Annotated in this window: 1 protein-coding gene; it reads left to right on the forward strand. The window is 29.5% G+C overall.

Going from position 1 to position 1395, the window contains the following annotated elements:
* Nucleotides 1–98 precede the first annotated feature (98 nt).
* Nucleotides 99–695 (forward strand): hypothetical protein, encoded by a 597-nt coding sequence (locus G9Q29_RS14805; RefSeq protein WP_113638009.1) that lies wholly within the window; start codon nt 99–101, stop codon nt 693–695.
* The last annotated feature ends 700 nt before the right edge of the window (nt 696–1395 follow it).

Here is a 1395-nt window from a genome sequence, read left to right on the forward strand (position 1 = left end):
TTAAAAAATTTGGCTATTTTAGCTGGAATTAGTCAAGCGGTTAAAAGAAGGCACTTCGCATAGCCGCAAACGTTACCAGCTATTTTACAGAATCGCATATGAAAGAAAATTGGCTTTTTATTAAAACTGCAGATCATTACGGAAATTCTGAGATTATTCAGATTGATGGAGATATCATTGATTATTTTGTCGTTGAAAAAATTGACGAAATCTGTCTAATAAAAAACGGAAACAGAAATGAAAAGCTAAGCGAAACAGAGCATAAATTTATAAATCAAAATCGAATTAGATTTTTCAGAAATGGAAAAATTTACAAAGTTTTAAGCGATGAAAAGTCTATAACTGAAGATTGTATATTCGAAAATGATTACGAAAAACTAAACGCAACAGAAACTGAATTAACAGAAAGTGAAATTCAGAATTTAAAGTTTGTGTTTAATTGGAATGGAGAAAAAAAGAATCTTAGGTTCAATGAAGTTTTGGACTCGCCAGTTATACAAGAAATAAACAAACGTTTGAATAAAGAAGGAAGTAGAATTGTACTTGAAAAACTAAATGAAACGCTATTTGTTTCACTTTATATAGACAATTCTCTTGACAAACTAATTCCTATAAAATATGTTGACAGACAAAAGATGATTTTATATGGTTTCCCAAAAGAACCTTATGAAATTAATTGTCCAATAATAGAATAAAAAAAACAGCTGGTAACACACGCTACAAGCAATTTGGGTATTAGGCTTAATTTGAAATTGGTTTTGTATTTGGAAGATTTGGCAAATCCGAATAATGGGCTTAATTTAGTCCCAAACTGCTTGTAGCGCGGGAACGTTAGCAACAAGCAATAGAGAAAAAACGCTTAAGTCAACAAAATCAAATATTTAAAAGTGATTTTAAAAAAATAAATTTCAAATTTGACTTAAAAAAACAAACTTTAAAAGTTTGAGAAAATAAAAAAAACGTTCAAAGTTTACTTAAAAGTAATTTACTTTAAAAGTTTGAGAAAAATATCAAAACGTTTAAAGTTGAATTAAAAAAAACTAAACTTTCAAAGTTTGTGGAAAATAAAACTGTAAAAGTTTGCCGAAAATTTAAAGTTAAAGAGAAACTAAAATAGATATAAACTTGGCGAAAAACACTAAATTATAAAAACGTGAAAAGGTTTGGGTAAATAAAACTGGGAAAATAAAACTATAAATTTTGCCAGTTGCTAACAGGCGTTTGGCAAGATTGCGAATTTTGTGGTGAATTCACGTTTATTTCTCGCAAGATATTTTATCTTTGAAAGAAAATAATCGGTTCCGAACTTCGCAACCTTGCCAAGCGCCGGAACGTTGGACGTAATTGGAGCGTACCACTTAGACTACGACGTTTTTTCACAATGAATTTTCGGGA

This window comes from Flavobacterium turcicum (genome assembly GCF_011365745.1).
Lineage (GTDB): Bacteria > Bacteroidota > Bacteroidia > Flavobacteriales > Flavobacteriaceae > Flavobacterium > Flavobacterium turcicum.

What these genes read in the sequence shown, in the direction of transcription:
- G9Q29_RS14805 (WP_113638009.1), top strand. Translation starts at nt 99, where the DNA reads ATGAAAGAAAATTGGCTTTTTATTAAAACTGCAGATCATTACGGAAAT.